This window comes from Amycolatopsis sp. cmx-11-32 (assembly GCF_047608695.1).
Lineage (GTDB): Bacteria > Actinomycetota > Actinomycetes > Mycobacteriales > Pseudonocardiaceae > Amycolatopsis.
On the sequence record NZ_JADNQN010000009.1, the window covers coordinates 40,065 to 63,154 of the forward strand.

At 68.0% G+C, this 23,090-nt stretch carries 21 protein-coding genes; 12 read left to right on the top strand and 9 right to left on the bottom strand.

Going from position 1 to position 23,090, the window contains the following annotated elements; all coding sequences use genetic code 11:
- Window positions 1–34: 34 nt before the first annotated feature.
- Together ACM6LR_RS25520 and ACM6LR_RS25525 are read right to left on the bottom strand one after the other, a co-directional pair.
- Complete coding sequence (locus ACM6LR_RS25520; RefSeq protein ID WP_414938321.1) at window positions 35–1,105, bottom strand: cytochrome P450 family protein; 1,071 nt, start codon at window positions 1,103–1,105, stop codon at window positions 35–37.
- A gap of 562 nt (window positions 1,106–1,667) precedes the next feature.
- Window positions 1,668–2,516, bottom strand: a complete 849-nt coding sequence (locus ACM6LR_RS25525; RefSeq protein ID WP_414938322.1) for an alpha/beta fold hydrolase — start codon at window positions 2,514–2,516, stop codon at window positions 1,668–1,670.
- Window positions 2,517–2,626: 110 nt separating this feature from the next.
- Here ACM6LR_RS25525 and ACM6LR_RS25530 point away from each other — a divergent pair, with 110 nt between their 5' ends.
- Both ACM6LR_RS25530 and ACM6LR_RS25535 read left to right on the top strand, forming a co-directional pair.
- On the top strand, window positions 2,627–3,544 hold the full coding sequence (locus ACM6LR_RS25530) for an AurF N-oxygenase family protein (protein WP_414938323.1): 918 nt from the start codon (window positions 2,627–2,629) through the stop codon (window positions 3,542–3,544).
- A gap of 1 nt (window position 3,545) precedes the next feature.
- Entirely contained in the window at window positions 3,546–5,051 is a 1,506-nt protein-coding gene (locus tag ACM6LR_RS25535) for an FAD-dependent oxidoreductase (RefSeq protein ID WP_414944649.1), read from the top strand.
- 83 nt (window positions 5,052–5,134) lie between these two features.
- Here ACM6LR_RS25535 and ACM6LR_RS25540 read toward each other — a convergent pair whose 3' ends face one another.
- Complete coding sequence (locus ACM6LR_RS25540; RefSeq protein ID WP_414938325.1) at window positions 5,135–8,011, bottom strand: BTAD domain-containing putative transcriptional regulator; 2,877 nt, start codon at window positions 8,009–8,011, stop codon at window positions 5,135–5,137.
- Window positions 8,012–8,155: 144 nt separating this feature from the next.
- On the opposite strand from ACM6LR_RS25540, the gene ACM6LR_RS25545 reads away from it, so the two are divergent.
- Window positions 8,156–9,787, top strand: a complete 1,632-nt coding sequence (locus tag ACM6LR_RS25545; RefSeq protein ID WP_414944650.1) for an FAD-binding oxidoreductase — start codon at window positions 8,156–8,158, stop codon at window positions 9,785–9,787.
- Window positions 9,788–9,927: 140 nt separating this feature from the next.
- On the opposite strand, the gene ACM6LR_RS25550 is transcribed toward ACM6LR_RS25545, so the two are convergent.
- Window positions 9,928–11,268: an MFS transporter gene (locus tag ACM6LR_RS25550; protein ID WP_414944651.1), complete on the bottom strand. Its 1,341-nt coding sequence runs from the start codon at window positions 11,266–11,268 to the stop codon at window positions 9,928–9,930.
- 46 nt (window positions 11,269–11,314) lie between these two features.
- Here ACM6LR_RS25550 and ACM6LR_RS25555 point away from each other — a divergent pair, with 46 nt between their 5' ends.
- Entirely contained in the window at window positions 11,315–11,665 is a 351-nt protein-coding gene (locus ACM6LR_RS25555) for an ArsR/SmtB family transcription factor (protein WP_414938328.1), read from the top strand.
- Window positions 11,666–11,726: 61 nt separating this feature from the next.
- Here the strand turns inward: ACM6LR_RS25555 and ACM6LR_RS25560 are convergent, their stop codons facing one another.
- Window positions 11,727–13,001, bottom strand: coding sequence for a right-handed parallel beta-helix repeat-containing protein (locus ACM6LR_RS25560; RefSeq protein ID WP_414944652.1), 1,275 nt, complete (start codon window positions 12,999–13,001; stop codon window positions 11,727–11,729).
- 133 nt (window positions 13,002–13,134) lie between these two features.
- Between ACM6LR_RS25560 and ACM6LR_RS25565 the strand changes: the two genes are divergently transcribed.
- On the top strand, window positions 13,135–13,821 hold the full coding sequence (locus tag ACM6LR_RS25565; RefSeq protein ID WP_414944653.1) for a hypothetical protein: 687 nt from the start codon (window positions 13,135–13,137) through the stop codon (window positions 13,819–13,821).
- Window positions 13,822–14,497: 676 nt separating this feature from the next.
- On the opposite strand, the gene ACM6LR_RS25570 is transcribed toward ACM6LR_RS25565, so the two are convergent.
- A complete protein-coding gene (locus tag ACM6LR_RS25570; protein ID WP_414944654.1) occupies window positions 14,498–14,824 on the bottom strand; it encodes a hypothetical protein in 327 nt (108 codons plus the stop codon).
- 127 nt (window positions 14,825–14,951) lie between these two features.
- Between ACM6LR_RS25570 and ACM6LR_RS25575 the strand changes: the two genes are divergently transcribed.
- From ACM6LR_RS25575 to ACM6LR_RS25595, 5 genes are all read left to right on the top strand, one after another.
- Window positions 14,952–15,593: a TetR/AcrR family transcriptional regulator gene (locus ACM6LR_RS25575; protein ID WP_414938332.1), complete on the top strand. Its 642-nt coding sequence runs from the start codon at window positions 14,952–14,954 to the stop codon at window positions 15,591–15,593.
- Window positions 15,594–15,596: 3 nt separating this feature from the next.
- Complete coding sequence (locus ACM6LR_RS25580) at window positions 15,597–15,980, top strand: hypothetical protein (protein WP_414938333.1); 384 nt, start codon at window positions 15,597–15,599, stop codon at window positions 15,978–15,980.
- Between the two features lie 101 nt (window positions 15,981–16,081).
- Complete coding sequence (locus ACM6LR_RS25585) at window positions 16,082–16,270, top strand: hypothetical protein (protein ID WP_414938334.1); 189 nt, start codon at window positions 16,082–16,084, stop codon at window positions 16,268–16,270.
- 1,533 nt (window positions 16,271–17,803) lie between these two features.
- The gene (locus ACM6LR_RS25590; RefSeq protein ID WP_414938336.1) at window positions 17,804–18,118 is read left to right on the top strand and encodes a hypothetical protein; all 315 of its coding nucleotides are present in this window, start codon (window positions 17,804–17,806) and stop codon (window positions 18,116–18,118) included.
- Window positions 18,119–18,152: 34 nt separating this feature from the next.
- On the top strand, window positions 18,153–19,361 hold the full coding sequence (locus tag ACM6LR_RS25595; RefSeq protein WP_414938337.1) for a peptidoglycan-binding protein: 1,209 nt from the start codon (window positions 18,153–18,155) through the stop codon (window positions 19,359–19,361).
- Window positions 19,362–19,376: 15 nt separating this feature from the next.
- Here the strand turns inward: ACM6LR_RS25595 and ACM6LR_RS25600 are convergent, their stop codons facing one another.
- Both ACM6LR_RS25600 and ACM6LR_RS25605 read right to left on the bottom strand, forming a co-directional pair.
- The gene (locus ACM6LR_RS25600) at window positions 19,377–19,787 is read right to left on the bottom strand and encodes a hypothetical protein (protein WP_414938338.1); all 411 of its coding nucleotides are present in this window, start codon (window positions 19,785–19,787) and stop codon (window positions 19,377–19,379) included.
- 378 nt (window positions 19,788–20,165) lie between these two features.
- The gene (locus ACM6LR_RS25605) at window positions 20,166–20,375 is read right to left on the bottom strand and encodes a hypothetical protein (protein ID WP_414944655.1); all 210 of its coding nucleotides are present in this window, start codon (window positions 20,373–20,375) and stop codon (window positions 20,166–20,168) included.
- Between the two features lie 194 nt (window positions 20,376–20,569).
- On the opposite strand from ACM6LR_RS25605, the gene ACM6LR_RS25610 reads away from it, so the two are divergent.
- Window positions 20,570–21,475: a hypothetical protein gene (locus ACM6LR_RS25610; RefSeq protein ID WP_414938340.1), complete on the top strand. Its 906-nt coding sequence runs from the start codon at window positions 20,570–20,572 to the stop codon at window positions 21,473–21,475.
- A gap of 26 nt (window positions 21,476–21,501) precedes the next feature.
- The gene (locus ACM6LR_RS25615) at window positions 21,502–22,365 is read left to right on the top strand and encodes a 3-hydroxyacyl-CoA dehydrogenase family protein (protein ID WP_414938341.1); all 864 of its coding nucleotides are present in this window, start codon (window positions 21,502–21,504) and stop codon (window positions 22,363–22,365) included.
- Window positions 22,366–22,372: 7 nt separating this feature from the next.
- Here ACM6LR_RS25615 and ACM6LR_RS25620 read toward each other — a convergent pair whose 3' ends face one another.
- A complete protein-coding gene (locus tag ACM6LR_RS25620) occupies window positions 22,373–23,008 on the bottom strand; it encodes a DUF1345 domain-containing protein (RefSeq protein WP_414944656.1) in 636 nt (211 codons plus the stop codon).
- Window positions 23,009–23,090: the final 82 nt, after the last annotated feature.

Below are 23,090 nucleotides of genomic sequence, written 5' to 3' on the forward strand. Positions count from 1 at the left end.
CGGGCGAACTATGTCCATTTCGGACAGAGCCCGCCTACGGTGCGGGGCACGGCTTCGGGCCGTGCAGCAGCACCGGCAGCGTGCGATGCCCGTTGGAAATGAACGAGTCGAGGTGCCGCAGCCCATCCGGTGAGGTCGCGGGTGTCATGTCCGGGAACCGATCGAACAGGGCCGGTAGCGCGATCGCCGCTTCCAGCCGGGCCAGTGGCGCACCGAGGCAGAAGTGCACTCCGTAGCCGAACGCGACATGCGACTTGTCGGCGCGGGTGACATCGAACGCGTCGGCGTCCGGCCCGTGCAGTGCCGGGTCCCGGCCGGCGGCGGCGTAGCCCGCCAAAATCGCCTCGCCCTGCCGGATGACCACATCGGCGACGGAGATGTCCTCGACGGCGTACCGCAGTGGCAGCTGCGCCACAGGTGCCTGCCAGCGCAAGGTCTCCTCGATCGCGGCCCGCCAGGAGACCCGCCCGGCGCGGATCAGGGCGAGTTGGTCAGGGTGGGTGAGCAGCGCGGCGATGGCCTGGTCGAGCAGGTTCACGGTGGTTTCATGACCGGCCGAAATGAACAGGATCAGGGTGTCGATCAGTTCGGCTTCGTCCAGCCGGGCGCCGTCGTCCTGGGTGTGCGCGGCGATGAGCGCGGTGGTGAGATCCTCGCCAGGGGCCACCCGCTTGGCCGCGACGAGTTCAGTGAAGATCGAATGGATGTCTCGATAGGCGGCCAGCATCGCCTCCTGGCTCGCCGAGGCTCGGAAGAAGACGTCGACGGCGTGGCGCAGCACGCGGCGGGCCGAGTCCGGTACCCCGAACAGTTGGCAGATCACGTCGATGGGTACCGGACAGGCGAAACTCTCCCGTAGGTCAACGGGTTTGCCCGGCGGCGTGGTCGCGAGCGTTTCCAGCAGGTCGGTGACGATCCGGGTGATCCGGGGTTCCAGTGTGGCGATTCGGCGCGCGGTGAAGGCCTGCGTCACGAGCGAACGCAACCGTTTGTGGTCGGCGCCGTACGCGGTGAACATGTTCCGCACCGAGACCCACACCAGTAACGGCCAGTCCGCGCTGACGTCGGCCAGTGCCGGCCAGTGCCGGCCAGTGTCGTCGGGCATCCTTGGATACCCGGGGGTCGTTGAGCAGGCTGCGCAGCAGTTCGTAGCTCGTCACCGACCAGGCCACCACCCCGCCCGGTAGCTCCACCTTGGTGAGCGAACCGCGCTCGCGCAGCCGCTCGTTTTCGGCATGGATGTCGTTGCCGCTCGGGTCCAGCACCGGGGGACGTGTCACCGGAAATCACCCTTTCTCGGTGGAGTGAACCGAGTCCAGCGTGCCAGTGGAGCGGTTGCCGGGCTATTCGCCAAATGGTGACGATTCAGGCTGTCGGACACGCGCCTCAGGTACGGAGCGACTTCCGGAATGCGAAACCAGATCTTCGACAATTTGCTCAGCATTGCCTCGGCTGAAAGTCCGTGAAGGCCTCCCCAAGAACCCCGGCACATGCCCGAGTGGGGAGGATTTCAGACGTTGAACGTCCCCAATCTTCCCCGCTCGGCCCCTGGCCGGCACTAGCGATGTCAAGCCCGGATTACCGCCAGCAGCGCAGACCAGCAGCTCCGAGACTCTGCCGGGAACCCCTGTGCCCCAAAGACCTTCAAGCCCCACAGACGAAAGTACTCAGTTGTCCGCGGCGGTGCGGTCGATGATGGCGGCCAGTGTCGTGGCGGCCTCTTCGGGAACCCAGTGGCTGACGCCGGTCAGGATCTCCAGCCGATAGCCGCCGTCGGCGTACTGGGCGGCGAGTTCGGCACCGCGACGGGACAGGGCCGTGTCGCCGTCACTCCATACGTGCGTGGTCGGCACGGGAACCCGGGTGCGCAGGGTCGCCGGGTGTTGCAGGAGCATCGCGCGATACCAGTTCAGTCCGCCGGTCAAGGCTCCGCCGCGGAGGATCTCCTGGTGGACTCGGTCGATTTGGGCCGCAGTCATCCCGGTTTTCGCGAGTGTGCGATCCAGCACCCTCGGCCGGAGCCGGATGGCGAGTTCGGGCAGCAAGGGAAGCTGGAAGAAGAACATGTAGTAGGACCGGATGAGCTGATCACTGGTCAGCATCGAGCGCAGGAACGCCGCGGCGTGGGGGACCGACACGGTGGTCAGTGACCTGATCAGGTCCGGCCGTTGGGCCGCGGTCGCCCAGGCGACGTTGGCGCCCCAGTCATGTCCGACGAGGTGAACCGGTCCGGCTCCGATGGCGTGGATCAGCGCGACGGTGTCGGCCACGAGACGGCTCGACCGGTAGGCGAAGCGGCCACGTGGACGAGCCCGGGGTGAGTAACCGCGCTGGTCGGGCGCGATCGTGCGGTATCCCCGTTCGTTGAGCAGTGCGGCGGTCTCGGCCCACGAAGCGCCGGTCTGCGGGAATCCGTGCAGGAGGACGACGACGGCGCCGTCGAGCGGGCCGGTGTCGCGCACGTCGAAGGTGAGCCCGTCGTGATCGAAGGAGTCGACGCGGCGGGGTGTGGTCATGATCGGGTCTCCGTACTCGCGACACGGCCGTTAAGGTGTTACCTTGGGTAACAGTGAACCACGGTAACGCCTAAATCTACACCCAGCCGACGTAGTCCGGGAGGTCCCTCATGACCAGCACCGATGTGCCGCGCAGCGCGGGAACGGCCGGTGCCGGCCGCCACGAGACCGCGCGGCGGCTCCTCGATTCCTCCGCGATGTTGTCCTACGACCCAGCCACCGAAGTGGACTGGGAGACGCCGTTGGACAAGGACTTCCACGGCGCGAGTCCGGAGTGGAGCACCCTCTACGGGACGAGTTACTGGGCGGAAATGAGCCCGGAGCAGCAGAAGGAGCTCACGCGCCAGGAGGCCGCCTCGGTCGCGAGCACCGGTATCTGGTTCGAGATGATCCTGCAGCAGATGATGCTGCGCGATTTCTACGCCAAGGATCCGACCGATCCGGCGTTCCAGTGGGCGCTGACCGAGATCGCGGACGAATGCCGGCATTCGATCATGTTCGCGCGTGGTGCGGAGAAGCTCGGCGCGCCTCCGTATCGTCCGCGCAGGCTCGCCGTCGAGCTCGGCCGCGTCTTCAAGGCGACAGCCACTGGTGAAGCGGCGTACGCGGCGATCCTCGTCGCCGAAGAAGTCCTCGACGTGATGCAGCGCGACTGGATGCGTGACGAGCGGGTGGTCCCGTTCGTGCGGACCATCAACAACATCCACGTCGTCGAAGAGTCCCGGCACATGAAGTTCGCCCGCGAAGAGACGCGCGAACAGCTGGAGGGCGCGGGCTTCCTGCGCCGACGGATCAACGCGCTGGTCATCGCGATCGCGTCGTATTTCATCGTCAGCAGCATGGTCAACCGCGATGTCTACAAGAACGCGGGACTCGACACCGAGCGCGCGCTGCGCGAGGCGAAGACCAATGAGCACCACAAGTCGATGATGCGGTCCAGTTGCGCCGGCCTGATGGAGTTCCTCGGCTCGTGTGGCCTGCTCACCCGGCCCGCTCTGGTGTTCTACAAGCGGGCGAACCTGATCTGACATGGCCTTCGCGATCACTCAGACCTGTTGCAACGACGCCACTTGCGTGTCGGTCTGCCCGGTCAACTGCATCCACCCCACACCGGACGAGCCCGATTTCGGCAGCACGGAGATGCTCTACGTCGATCCGGCCACGTGCATCGACTGCGGGGCGTGCGCGGACGCCTGTCCGGTGGACGCGATCTTCCCGGTGGACCTGCTGACCGGGTCGTTGCAGGTCTATACGGGTCTCAACGCGCAGTACTACGCCGACCGCGAGACCGCGCCCGCGGCCGACCCCGCGCCGAACTTCCACCGCTGGAGCCCTCCGACGTTCGACCGGGCCATCCCGAGCGACTTCGCGCCGCCGGACATCGCCGTCGTCGGCACCGGTCCGGCCGGGATGTACGCCGTCGAGGATCTGCTCCTGCACACGAACGCGCGGGTCACCCTGATCGACCGGTTGCCGGTCGCGGGCGGGCTCGTCCGCTTCGGTGTCGCCCCGGACCACCCCGCCACGAAGCGGATCGGCGAAGCCTTCTCGCGGTTCCACGAGCACCCGCGGCTGCGGATGCGCCTGGGCACCGAGGTCGGCCGCCACGTCACCGTCGACGAGCTGGCCGAGCGCCACGACGCGGTCGTCTACGCCATCGGCGCCTCCTCCGCACGCGGCCTCGGCCTGGACGGCGAGGACCTGCCCGGCAGCATCGCCGCGACCACCGTCGTCGGCTGGTACAACGGCCATCCGGACGTCCCCGCGAACGCGGTGGACCTGTCCGCGGAACGCGTCGTGCTGGTCGGTACCGGCAACGTCGCGCTGGACGTGGCCAGGATCCTCACCGCCGATCCCGCAGGCCTGACCGGCACCACGATCGCCAGGCACGCGCTGGAACTGTTGCGTACGAGCAAGGTCCGCGAAGTCGTCCTGCTCGCCCGGCGCGGGCCGGAGGACGCCGCCTACACCTCCCCGGAACTGCTCGCGCTGGCGCAGCGTGCCGGTGTGCCACTCGTCGTCGACGACGAGGACCCGCGCACCGGGGCCGCGATCGACGCGGGCACTGGCAAGGCGAAGCTGCTGCGCGAACTCGGCCGCGAGACCGTCGACTTGACCGCGCCGCCGGTCCCGGATTCACGCCGGATCGTCCTGCGCTTCCATTCCGCTCCCACCGAGATCGTCGGTGACACGCAGGTGCGCGGCCTTCGGGTCACCGGTCACGACGGGCCGGTCGAAATCGCCGCCGGCCAGGTCATGCGTGCGGTCGGCTACCGTGGCACACCGGTGCCGGGCCTGCCGTTCGACGCGGACCGCGGCACGATTCCGAACACCGCGGGCCGCGTCGACAGCCGGAATGGTGCCTACGTGGTCGGCTGGATCAAACGCGGCCCCTCTGGCGGGATCGGCGCGAACCGCACCTGCGCCAGGGAAACCGTCGCGACCCTGCTGGAGGACATCACGTCCGGCCGGCTCCCGGTACGGCCCCGGCGGTCGCCGATCGCCGCGCTGGCCGCCCGCTTCCGCGGCCGGTGACGTGACTGGACACGGAACACACGTGCTTGAAAGCCGAACTCGTGTGTCACGTGTTCAAGCACGCGAGTTCGGTGCAGCGTGCGTCAACCACCGGCGGCCAGCGTGGCCAGACCTTCCCGCGCTTCGGCGGTCACGGCGTGGTCCCAAGGAACGACCTCGGCGAGGGCCCGCCGGAACCACTCCGTCGCCGCCGGCGGATCGTCGTCATCGCGGGCGATGAGGCCGAGGGTGACATAGATCCGGGGCAGGACCTGTGACGAGCTGTGCCGGTCGGCCGAGCACGCGTCGAGTGCGGTCGTGGCGAGGCGCCGTGCCCCGGCCAGATCGCCGCGCCGCCGGGCGACTTCGCCGAGCCCGCGGTGTATCTCGGCGAGAATCTCCGGTGCGCCCGCCTCCTTCGCGAGCTCACCGGCTCGGTCGTAGTCGGCTTCGGCCGCGGTGAACTCGCCCGCGCGGACGTGGCATGCGGCTCGCTGGCACAACAGAATCGCCTGATCCGGGGTGCACCCGAGCTCGGCGGCGAGCGTGACGGCTTCGGTGAGGAGCTCCACCGCTGCCGGTGGTTCGGCGAGGCCAGCCTGTGCGGAGAGGGTCAGCGCGGTTCCCCACCGTTCGCCCAGCGCGCGAAAGCCAAGCTGCGCGTCGGCCAGCGCGGTCCGCCCCGCCTCGACGTCTCCGCTCGCGAGGGGAACGAACGCCTCCCCGTACCGCAACAGGGCGCGCCCCCAGGGGTCCGCGCCGAACAGCCGTTCACGGGGCACGGCGGGAACGTGGCCCGGCTCGGCGAGCCGGCCCCAGAACAGGAAGAACAGGGGATGTCCCGCCGGGCGGCCGAGTTCGCCGATGAGTGACTCGGCCGCGGTCAGCCGATCCGCTGCGCTGGGGCGTTGTGCGGCGTCGGTGAGCAGACATAGCGCGTACGTCTCGCGCTCGTCGGACGGCGGAACGGGCCCGGCGGCGGCGACAAGGTCGGCGGCGAACCGCGCCGCGTGTGCGCGACCGCCGCGCAGCCACCAGTGGGCCGACAGCGCGCCGAACAGCTGGAGCGCCTGGGAGGGCTCGGTTTCCAACGCCCAACGCGACGCGGTGTTCAGGTTGTCGCGTTCGGCGTCGAGCCGCCGGAGCCACTGAACCTGTTCCTTGCCAAGGAGATGTGGCTGGGCCTCCAGGGACAGCCTCAGGAAACAAGCCAGGTGAGCGGTCCGGATGGCCTGCTGCTCACCGGATTCGGCGAGCTGTTCGGCGCAGAACTCGCGGAGGGTGTTCAACATCCGGTAGGCGGGTTCCGGGCCGTTCACGCGGTGAAGCAGGGATTTGTCGGCGAGGTCCGCGAGTGCTTCCGCCGCCGACCCGCAGACCTGTTTGGCCGTCCCCGCGGTGATCCGGCCGGAGAACACCGAAAGCCGTGCCGCCAGCCGCCGCTCATGAGGTTCGAGGAGCTCCCAGCTCCAGGCCACCGCCGCGCGCAGCGTCCGGTGGCGGGGTTCCGCGGCGCGGCGGCCGCGGGACAGCAGGGCGAACCGATCGTCCAGCCCGGCCGCGAGGTCGGCCAACGAAAGCGCGCGGACCCTCGCCGCGGCCAGTTCGAGCGCCAGCGGAAGGCCGTCGAGGGTCCGGCAGATGCGCAGCACGACGCCGACGTTGCCCTCGTCCACGCTGAACCCGGGCAGCCCCGCGGCGGCCCGGTCGGCGAACAGCCGGACGCCGGCGTGCTCCAGTGCGGCGGCGGCGGTGGTGTCCGTTGGCGGCAGGGGCAGGGGCGGCACCGGGCAGAGCAGTTCGCCGGTGACGTCGAGCGGTGTGCGGCTGGTGACGAGGATCCGCAGATCGCCGCAGCCGGTGAGCAAGCGCACCACCAAGGCCGCGACGTCGTCGACGAGATGCTCACAGTTGTCCAGAACGAGCAGCAGCCGCCGCCCGGACAGCGCCCCGGTGAGGCGGTCGATGAGCGGGCGACCTCGTTCGGTCGTGGTCAACGACGTTTCGTGCAGGCCCACGGCATCGGCGACGGCTTGCGCCACGTCGGTGCCCTCCGTCAGCGGAGCCAGCTCGACCCACCGGGCGTCGCCCTGACGGGCGGCTTCGAGGGCGAGCCGGGTCTTGCCGGTGCCACCGGGTCCGGTCAGCGTGACGAGCCGGGCGCGCGCCAGCAGGCGGCGAACGCGGTCGAGCTCCTCGTCCCGCCCGACGAACGTGGTCAGCGGGGCGGGCAACGGTGGCGCCGGGGCGAGCGCCGGATCGGCGGTGAGGATCCGGTGGTGCAGCAGCCGCAACGGTTCTCCGGGATCGACGCCGAGTTCCTCGGCCAGCCGCGCGCGGACCTGCTCGTAGTGCGCCAGAGCCTCGCCTTGGCGGCCGGAGCGGTGCAGCGCCAGCATCAGCTGTGCCGCCCGGCGCTCGTCCCAGTGCGGGTCCGCACTCGTCAGGTCCTCGACCACCTCGGCGTGGCGCCCCCGGCGGAGCCGCAGGTCGTCGCGGTCGAGCCGGGCCGCCGCCAGCTGGCTGTCCAGGGTGTTCTGGAACGCGGTGAGCCATGGCGTCTCCGGCAGGTCGACCGGCCGCTTGTGCCCTTGCCCCATGGCCTCGTCGTACAGGGCGAGTGCCCGTTCGTCATCGGTCTCGGCGCGGGCTCGCGTGATCAGGTGCCGGAATCTGTGCAGGTCCACGGCCATCGGGTCGGCTTCGAGCACGTACCCGCCCGCTTGTTTGCGCAGGGACACGTCCGCCGCGCCGGCGAGCACACCGCGTAACCGGGAAACGTAGCCGTACAGCGCGGCACGGGGGCGCTGAGGCAGCTGCTCGCCCCACACCCGATCGACCAGCTCATCCGGCGGCAAGGCGTGGTTGACATCGGCGAGGAGCGCGATCAGCACGGCACGTTGACGCGCGTGCCCGATGCCCGCGCGCTCACCGCCGATGAGCACCTCCGGCTCGCCCAACAGCCGGAACTCTGTCCGCATGCCGACCCCCCGCTCCTGTCTAGCCGCTCCCGGCGAACGGTTCAAGGTTCCGCCGAAGGTTTCCCGAAGGTCGCCCGGCCAGGGTGGGTTCCAGCCGGTCGGCCGCCAAGGCCCGCCGTCATATCGACTCGGAGGTCACGAATCATGTCGGAGCTGAGCCGTCGCGGTTTCCTGGGCGGTACCGCCGCGCTGGGCCTGGTCTCCATCGGGAGCGCCACCCCGGCGGACGCGGCAGGTGCGGCGGGATGCCCGCCGCCCGCGGGACTCGTCACCGTCGTTCCCGGCGATCCCCGGTACGAAGACCTCGTGCTGCGCCGGATCAACCAGCGGTTCAAGGCCAGACCGGCCGCGTTCCGGCTGGTGCACTCCACCGAGCAGGTGGTGCGGGCCGTGTCCGACGCGGTCCTCTCCAGGCAGCGGATCGGCCTGCGCAGCGGCGGGCACTGCTACGAGAACTTCACCGGCGATCCGGCGCCAGGGGTGGTGATCGACCTGAGCGGAATGGACGCGGTGTACTTCGACTCGGCGCGCCGCGCGTTCGTCGTCGAGGCCGGTGCCACCCTGTCGGAGGTCTACCAGCGGCTCTACCTGGGCTGGGGCGTCACCCTCCCCGCCGGTGACTGCGGTTCGGTCGGCGCGGGCGGTCACGTCCAGGGCGGCGGCTACGGCCCGTTGTCCCGGCTGCACGGCACGGTCGTGGACCACCTCTACGCCGTCGAAGTGGTCGTGGCGAGAAAACCGGGACAGGTCACCGCGGTCGTCGCCACCCGCGAGCCCGACGACCCTCATCGTGAACTTTGGTGGGCCCACACCGGCGGCGGTGGCGGCAACTTCGGGGTGGTCACCCGGTACTGGTTCCGGACGCCGGGCGCGGACGGCGGCGATCCGCGCACCCTGCTGCCGAAACCACCCGCGACCGTGCTCAAGGGGTTCCAGCAGTGGTCATGGGAGGGGCTGAACCGGGAGTCGTTCGGCAAACTGATCCGCAACCACGGTGCCTGGCACGAACGCCACAGCGCTCCCGGCTCCGCCTACGCGAGCCTCGTCAGCCTGCTGTCGATCAACAAGGGCCCCGGCCCGCACGCGTTCCCCGGCGACCTGTTCCTCGCCGCGCAAATGGACGGCACCCCGCCCGGAGCCGCGAAGATGCTGAACGACTACTTCGCCGCTGTCAGCGACGGCGTCGGCGGAAGGCCGGGCATCACGCCGGTCGCGATACCGTGGCTCGCGTCGGCGACGGCGGACGGTCAGAGCACGGCCGGATCCGCCGGCCGCTGGAAGGGCAAATCGGCTTACCTGCGTCGGACGTTCACCGAACAGCAGATCGACACGGCATATCGAAAACTGAGCACCGCCGATCCCGCGATCGGCCCGGCGATGCTGTGGCTCGGCGCCTACGGTGGCGCGGTCAACGCCGTGGATCCGGCCGCGACCGCGCTCCCGCAACGGGATTCGATCTTCAAGGCGATCTATTCGGTCACCCTGCCGGAGCCATCGTCTTCCGCCGGGGACGCGACGAACCTCGACTGGCTCCGGGGTTTCTACCGTGAGATGTACGCCGATACCGGCGGAGTGCCCGTACCGGGCGAAGTCAACGACGGCGCATACATCAACTATCCCGACGTCGACCTCGCCGATCCGGAGCACAACACCTCTGGTGTGCCGTGGTACACGCTGTACTACAAGGAAAACTACCCTCGGCTGCGGCGCGTCAAGTCCACTTGGGACCCCGGCAACGTCTTCCGTCACCCGTTGTCCGTACAACCGGATCGGTAGCCGCTCATCCCGTTGTCGACGTAGACGACCTGACCTCACGACCCGACCGCCACCGGAACACCGCAACCGGACTCACCCCGGCGCCGTCGATCAAAATCCGAGACCGGTGGGACCCCGTGACGATCCTGGCCACACGTGCGTCAGCGAGCGTCCGCGGGCCAGCGGCGGTGGTCGCGGTCGATGACGAATTCGTGGCGGTGGCGCCAGAGCCCGTCGCCGATTTCCTCGGCGCCACTGAGGTGGCCGGTGCCGGTGCCGCGGTGGGTGTGTTCCAGGAAGTAGGGATCCCGGCGCGGCCACGACCTGGTCGCCAGTGCGAATCCGGCCAGGCCGAGTAAGCCGAGGACGATCCAGGTCGTGGTGAGCCCGGCGGCGGTGGCGAGCCAACCGGCGACCGGGTAGGCGAGCAGCCAGCAGGCGTGGGACAACGAGAATTGGGCGGCGAAGATCGACGGCCGGTCGCTCACGTGGCTGGAGCGGCGCAGCACCCGGCCGACCGGGGTGAGGACCAGTCCGGTACCGAGTCCGATGACCGCCCACACCGCCAGTGCCGCGGTCCACCGCCGGCCGCCACTGTCCGCTGTGGACAGTGCGATCGCACCCGTCATCGCCGCGAGGAGGACTCCGGCGCCGGTGAGCATGACCGTGCGTTCCGGGATCCGGTCCAGGACGCGGGGGAGCAGGAGCGCGACGAGGATCGTCCCGACGCCGTTTCCCGCGAGCAGGAGCGCGACGTCGGCCGGTGACCGGCCGAGGGTGTCCTGGACGTAGTTGACGGTGTTGACCATGACCACCGATCCGACGGCGGCGACCACCAGATTCAGTCCCAGGGTTCCGCGCAGGCGCGGCGTCGCGGCGAAGACCCGGATTCCCGCGAGCGTCCGGTCCCGGACGCCGCCGCGATCACCGCGGGTCGCGTCGGGGATGCGGGTGCTCAGCACCAGCATCCCCGAGACCATGAATCCGACCGAGGTACCGGCGAACAGCCAGTGGAAGGAAGCGAAGCCGAGGACGACGGCGGCGAGCAGCGGACTGAGCAGGCTTTCCATCGTCGAAGCGAGCTGCGACAGCGAAAGCGCCTTCGTGTACTCGCGTTCACTGGGCAGGATGTCGGGAAGGACTGCCTGAAAGGTCGGGGTGAACGAGGCCGACGCGGACTGCAGGACGACGATCAGGACGTAGACCTGCCACACCTGGTCCACGAACAACAGTGCCGGTACCACGAGCGCTCGCGCGGCGTCGAGGCTGACGAGCATCAGGCGCCTCGGTATCCGGCAGGCATAGGCGTCGGCGAGAGGCGCGACGGTCACGTAGGTGATCATCTTGATCGCCAGCGCCGTACCCAGCACGGCACCGGCGTTCGCGCCGGCCAAGTCGTAGGCCAGCAGGCCGAGCGCTACCGTCGTCAGGCCAGTGCCGAACAGTGCGACCAGCTGCGCCCCGAACAGATGCCGGTAGTCCCGATGCCCCAGCAACGACACCCTTCATCACCCTCCGCTGAAGAACTCCTCACCACGATAGGTGCTCATGTACGCACATGACAAATTCGGAGATCAGTGGGCCGAACTTCCCCCGGATGATCAGGTCGAAGCCGCGTCCACCTCGCTGCGGATGCTGGCCGATCCGACGCGGATGCGGATGTTGTGGCTGCTCAGCGGGGGCGAGTACGACGTGGCGTCGCTGGCCGCCGCGGTCGGCATCGCCCGCCCGGCGGTGTCACAGCACTTGGCCAAACTCAGGCTGGCCGGATTGGTCGGCCAGCGTCGTGACGGTCGCCGGATCCTCTACCGTGCCCGCGGTGGGCACGTCCGCCGCCTGCTCGCGGAGGTCATGAACGCGGCCGACCACCACATCCACGGCATCCCCGACCACGATTGAGCTTCCGGCTTGTCCCGTCGAGGAACCCGCATACTCCGCTACCGATTCCGGCAGCCACCGGTCACTGCTCGTAGGCTCCGATGTCGTGGCCCGCACCGGTCGGGCGGGGTTTGCTGTCGAGGTCGAAGGCCGGAGCGGAGTCGGCGGATCCTTGATCGACGGCACGGGCGGATCCGGGCTTGAGGTGGAAGTCGCCCGCGTCCGGGTCGACGAATCCGGGATCACCGGAGATGTTGTGGTCGTCGACGAAGTCGTCGTGGGATGCCGGTCCTTCCGCGAAAATGTTGTTGCGGAGGATGTTGGTGCCCTCGAAGTCGCCGCCGTAGAAGGCGATCGAGCCTTCGGCGTTGTCGTGGAACGTGTTGTTGACGATCTGCACGCCGGATATGGTTCCGCTGGACTCGACCCAGAAACTCAGGCCTGCCTGCGCGTTGCCGTAGGAGACGTTGTTGTACACCTTGACGTTGCGGACTTCCCGGCTTTCGGAGGCGTCCTCGACGGCCAGGGCGATTCCGGACTTCGTCTCGTTCCTGGTGCCGCTGGACACGTTGTTGTAGATCTCCACATCGGACGACGAATCCACGTAGATGTTCGGCCCCCGGTTGTTCGACGAGACGTTGTCGTGGATCGAGACCCTGGCGTTGTCGGTGTACTTGACGTCGATGCCTTCTTCGCCGTTGTCGTGGACTCGGCAGTGCTTGACCTCGACGTCACGCGATCCGTGCCCGAGGGTGAGCGCCTCGTGATCCGCGGATGTTCCCCGCGCGTTCGTTCGCTGGATCTCGCAGCCGTCCACCACGACGTCGCTCGTGTTCAGCAGAACCAGCCCGCCGTCTTGGGAGCCGTCGATCCCGAAATCCTGAAAGACCAGGTTGTGCGCACCGCTGGCGTAGGCGCCGAAACCGCGTGATCCCGCGAAGGTCATGTTGTGGAACCGAAGCCACGAATGGCTCCCTAGCGCGAGCAGGCCCTTGGGCCCACCTCGCCCGTGGATGACGGCCGTCCCGCCCTCACCGTAGAAGGTGATGTATTCGCCGGGTGACCCGCTGGTCTTGATGGTGAGACCGCCGGCGTGCACACCGGCTTCGAGCTGGACGTTGTCGCCGGGCCGGGCGGCATCCGCCGCGGCTTGGACGGTCGAATACTCGCCGTGGGGGCCCACCGTGAGAGTCCGTCCCGAAACGGGTGGCGGCACCTCGTGCGGGCGCTGCTCAGCCGACGACACTCCCGCCGTCAGCAGGCCGGCGGCCATGATCGAGACCACGCTCAGTGCGATCTTGCCCAGTAGAAACATGTCCGCCCTCTCCGCGTACCGGCCGAATTCGTCCCGTTCCATCGCGATGGAGGCGCAGAATAGAGCGCTGTCTCAGGGACCGGTCCCAGGACTTCCGTGGAACCGCGCGGTGCCCCGCCGTGTCATAGTGACAGCCAACAGCGAAATGTCACAGTTCTCTGACGGAGAGGCACCCATGTCGACTCGGCTCCTGCCCGCGCTTGTCGCGGGCACTGCTCTGCTGGTCACCGCGTGTTCCGGCGGCGGCGACAACCCGGTGCCGGACACCGGTGATGCGATGCCCGCCACCTCGGCGACGGCCCAGTCCGGCCCGAAGTACACCAAATTCGCCGACTTCCCCGGCCAGGCTCTCGTCACCACGGAATCAGGGATGCCCATCGGGATACAGGTGAAGGCCGTGGACGCGGTCTGGACTCCCGAACTGGCAGGCGTGTCAGCCAAAGCGGGAAGCCACTATGTCGCGGTGTACGTCGCCGTGACCGGCGAGCTCGCCGATCGCGGCGTGCAGAAGGCCAAGATCAAGTACTTGCAGCTCCGCAGCAACAACACGGACGGGAAGAAGTGCGACCCGTACTCGCCGGACGACGTCCCCCAGCACTGCTTCCGTGAGGCATACCCCGCCAGCGACCTCAGGACCGACGTCGCCGACAACACCTGGCGTGGCAGGGAATGGCAGGCGGATTCCCTGCTGGGCAAGACCATCGACAAGGGCGAGACCGCGATCGGCGTCGTCGGATTCACCTTGGCGGACAACGCGAACCTCGATGGTCTCCAGCTGTGCGGACCGACCAAAGAGGCCACGGTCGACACCGGTCGTTTTCCCTGTGTCCCGATCCCGAAGCCGGAAAGCTCGCCGAGCTGACCGGACTCAGCCGCGCAGGGCCGGTCCGATCCAGCGGCGGGCGAGTGCCCGTAAGCGGTCTTCGGAGAGAGCCGGTGTCGAGGGATATCGCAGAAACGAGAGGAAGGTCGGCTCAGCCGAAGAAACTCGACCCTCGTACCTGCTGAAGTACGTGAAGTCGAGATGGTGATCAAGCGGGTCGTATGTGGCGATTCGGGTCTGGCGGACCTGTATTTGCCTACCGAGTTGACCTCGATCAACGTCCGAGGCCCTGCGCCGTCGGGCTGACCATACGCGGGTAAGCAACTACCGGTCCGCCCTGACCCGACTTGCCCACTCACGACCGAAGCGTGGTTCAGACGTCAAGTGCGGCGTCACCCGGCCAACCGACAGTGGGGTATCCGAGCCAACCCTTGGTTCCAGTCCGAATCGCCACTCACGGCCACCCCGACCCACCCCTTTTCGGATACTTGGCGAGAACAGGCCAGGATCGCCAAAGCGGCACTGAACGACAGCTCCGCGACTTCGCTAGACGCGAGGAAGGGGACCTTCACGTACTTCAAGAGAGAGCCATGGCGGCACCTGGTCGGGGTGGTCGTGAGTGCCGATTCGGACTGGCCCACGGTACACAGAACGCGTTGCCGGCGAGGTGATCATCGGTCACGTTCTTCCCGCCCAGGCAAAGTGCACGAACCGATCAGAGGCTCACCACCGACAGGCCGTCCGCCACGACGACGCCGTCGTGCAGCACCGTGCGGTCCTTGCCGCGGTCCATCACCGCGCTCGTCGGGGTTTCGCCGTCCACCAGCAGCAGGTCGGCGCGGTCGCCGACGGCCACGCCGGGGCGGTCGGCGACGCCCGCAAGCCGAGGGACGTCGTGGCTCATGATCGACGCGCCACCCATCGTGGCGACGGCCAGTGCCAGCAGGATTTCCAAAAACCCGAAGTTCGCGTAGCCGGCTCCCGTACCGCATCCGTGCCAGCCGTCGTGCGGACCGGCCACGATCGTCGGACGGCGACTCATCCTGTCATCTCACTACGGCTCACCGAGGACCTCACGGGAGGGGTTGCAGGGGTGGATCTCGCTATGGCGAAAGTCCCGAGCTTAAACAAGACCGATCGGTCGCATTTATAGTATTGTAGGCCGGGTGATGAGTGAAGATCGGCGGGACGGCCGTCGGCTGCGCGGGCAGCGCACGCGGGAAACGGTGCTCGACGCGGCGGTGGCGCTGGCGTCGGTGCACGGCCTGCACGGTTTGTCGTTCGGGTTGCTCGCCGAGCATCTCGGCACCAGCAAGTCCGGGCTGTTCGCCCACTGGAAGGACAAGGAGCGGTTGCAACTCGACACGATCGACCGGGCTCGCGAACAGTGGGCCCGCGAGGTCATGGCTCCGGCGTCGCGCACGCCACCCGGTGTGCGCCGGGTGTTCGCGCTCCACGAGGCGAGGCTGAGGTTCTACGCGGACGGCGTATTGCCGGGTGGCTGCTTCTTTCTCGCCGCGCAGACCGAATTCGACGACCGGCCCGGTTCCGTGCACGCCAAGACCGCGGAATCGCTCCAGGACTGGCTGCGGTTCATCCGGGCACTGATCGAAGAGGCGATCTCCCTGGGGGAACTCGCCGACCGGGTCGACGCCGGTCAGCTCGCCTACGAAATCGACGCCCTCGGCGAATCCGCGGTGATCCACTCTCGGCTGTCCGATCGGGAGACGGCCTTCGACTTCGCCCGTCGCGCCGTCCTCGATCGCCTGCGGGCCGCCGCCACCGATCCCACCGTTCTCCCGGAGGCATGAACCATGCTCAAAACCAGGTGGAAACCCGGTCCCGCCGAGCCGCGCGGGCGGGTGCTGGTCAGCGTCACCGACTTCACGTCGGATCGGCTGCTCGACCTCCCCGGTATCTACCGCGCGGGCAGCCGCCTCGCGGCACTTTGGCCGGATCTCGACGGCGCCGTCGGTCACTGGCTCTGGGTGGACGTCCGGCGACGCCGCTCCGGTTCGGTTTCCCTGTGGCGGGACGTGGAAGCCATGCGGGCCTTCGTCGGCCTGCCCGTCCACGTGGACATCATGCGCACGTACCGGAAGCGCGGCACGATCCGGTCCGCCACCTGGACCGTGGACGATCCCGAGCCGCCCGCCGTGTGGCGACAGGCCGCGGCCCGATTGGGCCGTTCGGCGTAGGCAAAAGGCATACCGCCCCGGTGAGGCTTCGCACTGTTGTCGCCTTGTCGCCGGAGAGAGGATTTCGGTACCCAGTAACACCTCGAGCCGAGGGGAATCCGATGCAGACCATGGTCGCCGAGAACGTCCGGTCGCTGCTTGCCGAAACCGGGATTATCGCCGCGACGGCGGAGCAGGCCGACTTCGCCATCGATCATTTCGATCACTGGTCCAACCAGTCGGCCGGAACCGCGTTCGGATGCTTCACCGGTGCGTGCTGTGTCATCCCACCCGTTGCCGAGGCGTGCTGATCCGGAGTTCTGGCCAATTCTCCATGAAGTGTTGGCGCGACTCTTCCCCGAAATATTGACGAACAGCGTCAACCTCAGCGTGGGAAAAGGGGACTTCACGGGAATTCCCGTGGAGTTCATTCCATCGCCCACCTCCTGAGACGCTTTGCCTCCGGCGTCCTGGTAGGGCCTGAACGCCGCCGCCCGACGGTCTCGACGCGGATGCTCCTCGCCTGTCTCGGTGTGGTGATGACGCTGGCGTTGGGGTTCGCGGCCGGATTCGCTTGGCGTGCCCCACTGCCGGGGTGCGCCCGGCCGAGAGCGGATCTCAGATCGGCACCATGGGATCGGGCCGGGCGTCGATGATGTCGCCGAGGTGCGGGTGGAACTGCGAGGTGTACTGGATCCCCCGCCGCCTGCTCACCGGATGGGCAGGCTCGGGCCCATCCAGCGGCCGGCTCAGGAGGACGGTGAGTGCTCGCGGTACATCTGGATGCCGGACGGACACGAGGTCGGTGTCTCGCCAGGCACTTGGACAAGCGAGCGACCTCGCCGGGCCCCGGCGCCGGGGAACTCACTGCGCGGTCTGAACGCGTGCGACCTGCTCGGGCCGTCCGAGACGGCCGCGGTCCTCGGGAGCGAGGGGGCCAAGCCGGAGCCGGACTTCGGTCAGTGGACCTGTTATTGGGAACACTCGCCGCTTCGGATAACCGTCGAATTCTTTCGCGGTCGTCCCCATACCGACGGGCCGAACGGTAAACAGAGCAAAGCCGGTTCCCGGAACGCCTTCGTCCAACCAGGCAAGAAAGAGGGAGATGGCGACACCGGCTGCGAGATCACGATCGTGCACCGGGCTTATCGGGTGCCGGACCCGGTGAACGGCGAGCGGGTCGAGTTGGCCGACGTGACCGTGGAGATTAAGGAGAACATCGGCTCGGAAAGACTGTGTGACCTGGCCATCGGCCTGGCCAACTCGATGGCAGGCAGGCAGGCTGCCGCCGCGCTGAGCCGGGTTCCCGAGGTTTCACCGGTCTCGGCCCGACCACCCCCACTCAGCCCTCCTGTATCACCTTCCTGGCGCGAGACTCGGATGAGTCCGGTGGCAGTGTTTCGATGGCTGTCAGGGTCGTGAGGTCAGGTCGGTCTCGAAACCTGGGCGCGCCCACCCTCACGAGCGAACGCGGGCCGGCCGTTGACGATCACGCGGTCCATCCGCCAGTCGTCAGGGCGGCCCACCGCATCACAGACCGGCCGTCGCGTCCGCCCCTCCGGTTCCGTGGCCGATGATTGCCGAGCCGGGCTTTGCTCACCGCGTGCCCGCGCCTCCCGCAACGCCGGCCCCCCGTGTGGGTGATGCGCTCGTCAGGGGCTCCCCGGACTGTGTCCGACTTCGGGGGAACCGAGGCGCGGTCGGATGCGTCGATATACACGAAACGTCGTCATCATGTTTCGGGAAACGCGCGCATGGGTGGCTGGGAGCTCATAGGCTGTGCGGGTAGGGCAGCATGGTCGGGTAAACCACGGGCGCAGACGCCGAGACTGGAGGGATCACTCATGACTCGCCGATTCGATCCAGAGCAGATCGCCGCGCTGGCCAAGAAGGTCGGCGGGCTCAAGGACGGCTACAGCAAGACGAGCACGGACTTGGGGAACGGTGATCCCGGAGGCGCGTACGGCGACCTGGGCAACGCGGGCAACGCGGGCAAGACGACCCAGAAGTTCTACAGCGGCGTGAACGCCGAGATGGCTGCCGCCGCGAAACTCGTCGACGCCGCTTCCGAAGCGCTGGCCAAAGCCGCCGAGCGCATGCGGAACGATGAGGCCGAGGGTGTACACGTCCTCGGTAACGGCAAACGCGAGCGGGATTGATTCGGACTGAGGACGGGGACCAGGGGAATTACCGATGACCACCACAGAACCCAATCTGGGTGAGCTTGACGACCCGTCGCATGACCGTCCGAAGTCGATGGACGCCATCGACAAGCACGCCCAACAGACACAGAAGCTCAACTCGAGCGCGGTCAACGACCAGGCGGTGAAGGTCGGCGGAGCCGCCACCCGATCCAATGATCTCGGAGACGATCTCAAGGTCTTCCGCGAGGACGTCCTGCGCGAATGGGACGGCAAAGACGCCGACGCCGTCGCCGAGCACCTCGAAAAGCTCGTCAAGGCGAGTTACAAGGTCAGCGACAAGGCCGAGGCGGCCAAGAACATCCTTCAGCGTGTGTCCGAGATCCTGGACGACGTCAAGAAGAAGGTCACGCAACTCGCGCAGGAAGCGAACGACAAGGACGCGGACAACCGCGCCCTGATCGGCGCGGCCAGGAAGCGGAAGAACAGCTCCGAAGACGAGAACGAGATCGCCGCCGCCGCGACCGACATCGAACGGCTTCGGCAGTTGAACGAGAAGGACTCCAACGGCAAGAAGGACGAGATCGAGCGGGCGTTGAACGACGCCGAGAAGCAGATCGACGACCTTCTCAAGCCGCTCGGCCTGGAGATCGAGGGCGGTTTCCTGGAGTTGGTGCCCGCCGACACGGGCCAGACCACGGCGTCGAGCGTCCACGCGAGTCCCGTCGATTCCCGGGTCGGGGGTCCCATCCAGCACGGTGGTGGCGGGGACGGCGGCGGTGGAGGTGGCGGCGGTGGTGGTGGTGTCGCCGGGGTTCAGGGTGATGGCAGGACTGCCAAGCCGATCGACGCCCAGGGCGACAACCCGGCCAAGATCGCCGAGCAATTCCTCGGTCGCAACGCCGGTGACCTCAAGGGCAGCGGCGAGTTGCCCGCGATGCAGTCATGGGTGCCCAACAACGTCAACTGCGCGAACTTCGTCTCCGGCTGTCTGGAGGCGTCCGGCCTGATCGACAAGAACCAGGCCAGCGCTTCGGTCGCGGGCCTGACGGCCAACCTCGAGGCGGACGGCTGGAAGTCGGTGCCGCTCTCCGAGGCGAAACCCGGCGACGTGGTGATCTCGAACGGCGGCGGGCACGTCGTGCTGTACGCGGGAGACGGTCAGTTCATCGGCTCGAACAACGTCAATCCCGACGGTTCGCAGAAGATCAGCATGGGTGGCGGGGGAGGCCTCGTCAAGATCCTCACCCCGCCGACCTGAGCCGGTTAGCGGAAGTCAGAAACCGAACAACGCGCGCGGTACCTCGTGCTCGTCCGGCCAGGTCAGCCAGGCTACGTCAGTCGGGCCGACCGCGTAGGCGGACAAGCGCCAGGACCGCGCGTCGTTGTCGGCACTTGTTTCGTCGGTCTTCTTGAGCAGGGCGACGTAGACGTCGGACATGACGCCGTCGGCGCGGCGTGCCTCGTAGACGGTGCCGGCGTAGTACGGACGGCCGCTGTCGGTGGTGCGCATCGTTCCCTGCAGGAACACCCAGGGACCGATGCGGTCGAGACGTTCCACCTCCACCCGGACACGATCGCCGAAGAACTCGTCGAGCCGTGCGGTGGCGGCCTGGAACGCCGCTTCCCGGACGGGGTCGCCCGGGTTCAGCGATACCGGAAAGGACCGTGTGGACGGGGTGTACATCAGCTACCTCCCAATAGCGGGCAGCGATCCGGTCGACGGCGGTGACCGCACCAGCTGGCCCCGGTGATGCTACCGCGTGGGGTGAGTCCAGTCCTGACTTCGGGCAGGCCCGGCACAGCTTGAATGCGCTGTATATAAAATATGGGACTATCTGTCGTCAGGACCGAGGGACCACACGCGTGACGGGACGGACGACACGCGCGCGGCCGGGCTGTGCGGCGAGTCGTCCTTCTGGACACGCGTGTCGTCCATCCCTTCACGCGAGTTGCCCCGCCAGTCACGTGAAACCGCCACCCGCGCACCGCAGTAGGCACTTGGCCAGAACCGTCCTTACCACTTACGAGCCCGGCACTGGGTCACGATAAGGTCGGCGGCCCGTCACGAGGTGAAGCGCGCCGCTTGGTCGTCGATGAAGTTCTGTGCGCGTTCGAGGGTGTGTGAGCTGTAGGTGCCACCGGAACGGGCGTCGAGGAGCGCGTTCTGTTGCGCGTCGACGAGAAGGCGTTGCAGTTCTCGCCGTTGACGCAGCGGGCTGCCGGGGTCGCGTTCGTTCAGCATTCTGTCGAGAGCCTCGGCGGTGGCGAGCACGCGTTCGCGGGTCCGGTCGAAAAGTTCGCCGTTCGCTTTCCCGGCACCGAGGGTTTCACCGATCGAGTGCAGCGTGCCCGACCGCGGCCGGGCACGCGCGTTCTATCCGGTGACCGACGACATGCGGGGAGTACCGATGTGTGTTGTCCTTGCCCCGGCAACGGCCTGACGACGAAAGGGAGGAGGTGTTCACGGTGTTCGGAGCGATGGTCGCCTTGGGAATCGGGTCGGGTTCGCTCTACCGGGTCAGTGTCCCGGACGGACACGTGACGACCCTCCACGAGCGAGCCGGGGCGTTTCCTGACGGCGTCGTGGTGCTGGGTGGCGTCGTTTACTGGACCACGATGGGGACTCCCGCTCGGATACCAGGGGCGACCGGGGAACAGAGCCTGGACTACTCGCGGCGAGACGGCGGGCTGCACCGGGTGGGCCTCGACGGCGGTGGCGCGCGCGACGTGGTTCCGGACGGGTCGATCACCACCGGCAAGCAGCTGGTGTCCGACGGAGCCGAGACCCTGTACTGGGGAGACCGTGAGGGCTGCCGGGTGAGCCGTGTGCGGGTGGACGGGACCGGGCTGACCGACCTCGTGGTGAACAGCCGCGATTCCACCGGACGGCAGGAGTGTGTCGGCGTCGCCGTCGATCCCGCCGCCGGGTATCTGTACTGGACGCAGAAGGGGCGGGCGAAAGGCGGACAGGGCCGGATCTTCCGGGCAGGACTGGAGATTCCGGACGGGGCCACCGCGTCGGATCGCCAGGATGCCGAGGTGCTGTGGGAGCACCTCCCGGAACCGATCGACCTGGAGATCCGCGACGACTGGCTCTATTGGACAGACCGAGGTGCCGCGCCGGACGGGAACACGCTCAATCGCGCGCCCATCCCGGCCCCCGGTCGGCGGGGCGCCGCGCCGCGGATTCTCGCCGACGGCTTCCACGAGGCGATCGGCCTGGCCGTGGACGACGAAGCCGGGATCGCGTACGTGTCCGATCTCGGCGGGCGGATCTCCGCCGTAGCGCTACCGGAAGGGCAGGGCAGCGGTTCGCGTGTCCTCGCCGAGCTGGGCGAACCGGTCACCGGGATCGCCGGAATCAGTGACTGAACAAAGGAACGAGAGGCCGGATCGCCATGGCGTACACCCAGGACTTCGAGGACATCCGCGATCGCCCGGTGGCCGTGTTCGGTGCGGGGACGCTGGGACGGCGGATCGCGCTGATGTTCGCCTCTCGGGGAGGAACGGTGCGGATCTACGACCCGAGTGCCGAGCAGGGCGCCGCGGCGGTCGACTATGTGGCCCGGACCTTGCCGGACGTGGTGGCCGAGCGTGGCCACGGCGAGGTCGGCCGCGCGGAAGCCGTGACCTCGGTGGAAGGAGCCCTCGACGGTGCCTGGCTGGTCGTCGAAGCGGTACCGGAACGGCTGGACATCAAGATCCCCCTGTGGGGTCAGATCGACGAGGCGGCGCCCGCGGACACGATCTTCGCCACCAACTCATCGTCCTACCCCTCGCGGGAGATGGCCGAGAAGGTACGGGACAGGTCCCGGCTGTGCAATATGCACTTCTACATGCCGCCCGGCTCCCCGGCCGTCGATCTCATGTCCGACGGCGAGACCGACCGCGGCTTGCTGGACACCCTGCTGTCGGTGCTTCCCGAGTTCGACATTCACCCGTTCGAGGCGCGCAAGGAGAGCGTGGGGTTCATCTTCAACCGCATTTGGGCGGCCATCAAACGGGAATCGTTGGCGGTCGTCGCCGAGGGCGTCGCCCGCCCCGAGGACGTGGACGGGATGTTCCGGATCAACTGGCATATGCCCGTCGGACCGTTCCAGATGATGGACCAGGTCGGGCTGGATGTCGTGCTCGACATCGAAAACCACTACGCGGAGGAAAACCCGGACCTGCCAACCGGCCCCCGGGAACTGCTGCACAAGTACGTCGACGGCGGCAAACTCGGGGTCAAGACCGGCGAGGGTTTCTACACCTATCCGTAATGGACTTTCAGCCGGTGACGACCCCGGCCACCAGGTTGATCGTGGTGGCCAGGATGACGGTGCCGAACAGGTAGGACAGCAGAGTGTGCCTCAGCACGACGGCTCGGATCGTCGAACTCGAGACGGCGGTGTCCGACACCTGGTAGGTCATGCCGAGGTTGTAGCTGAAGTAGAGGAAGTCCCGGTAGGTCGGGGGATCGTCCGAATTGAAATCGATCCCACCTTCCGGCGCCGAGTAGTAGAGGTGCGCGTAGCGGGTGGCGTACATCAGGTGAAGGCCTGCCCAGGCCATGAACACGCCACCCAGCGCGGTGGCCGCGGTCGCGTCCCCGCTGCTGGAATTCCCGAAGACCAGCAGCCCCACCACGCCGACCAGGCCACTGAGGGCCGCGGCGACGATGACGAGTTCTTCGGTGACGGGCCGGAAGTCCTCACGGCGGGCGTTCCGCTGGGTGGCGGCGGCGTCCAGCGGCCACAGCACCGTCCAGCCCGCGAGGACGAAGACCGCCGCCGAGACGGCGATTCCCACCAGGACACCGAGCGATCCGTGCGCCACCACGGCGACGAGCACGCCGATCACCGCTCCGACGACCACGGCGACAGCGAGCCGCGTGACCGCCGACAGAGGCTTTTGACTCTTCATGAGCCACACCGTAGCCGGGGCGGGCAGAAGGCATCCGCGGCCCGCCTTCGGGGCCCATTCGGGTGATATGGGTGACCGACCG